Annotated in this window: 1 protein-coding gene; it reads right to left on the bottom strand. The window is 49.9% G+C overall.

Annotation, left to right across the window (positions count from 1 at the left end; all coding sequences use genetic code 11):
- On the bottom strand, nucleotides 1–335 hold a 335-nt coding region (locus G9G53_RS25840), incomplete at both ends, for a condensation domain-containing protein (protein ID WP_165150900.1).

Below are 335 nucleotides of genomic sequence, written 5' to 3'. Positions count from 1 at the left end.
ACCACCGCCACATGATCTGGTACAAGCTGTGCCTGTTCTTCCACATAGGTATGGAACAGGGCTCCTGCTTCAACTGCCGCACCATCCGATACTCCCACTTCTCCAAAACCGTAGATGAGTTGCTCCTTTTCCTCAACGGTTACCATATTCAAAGTTGCCAGGGGCTGTTGTGGATGGTATGCAATAGCTCGAACGATTTCCGCAAAATGCTGTGCCAATCGCGTCATGGTCTCAGGCTTGTACAACGCCGTGCTATATTCCAGACTGCACAGAATGCCTTCTGGCTGCTCCACTGCATCTAAAGTCAGATCAAACTTGGCCGTATGATTTTCCAG

The organism is Paenibacillus sp. EKM206P (assembly GCF_011066155.1).
GTDB classification, from domain to species: Bacteria; Bacillota; Bacilli; order Paenibacillales; family Paenibacillaceae; genus Paenibacillus; species Paenibacillus polymyxa_D.
Note: the sequence above shows the minus strand (reverse complement) of the source record. Positions and strands in the feature narration are given on the sequence as shown.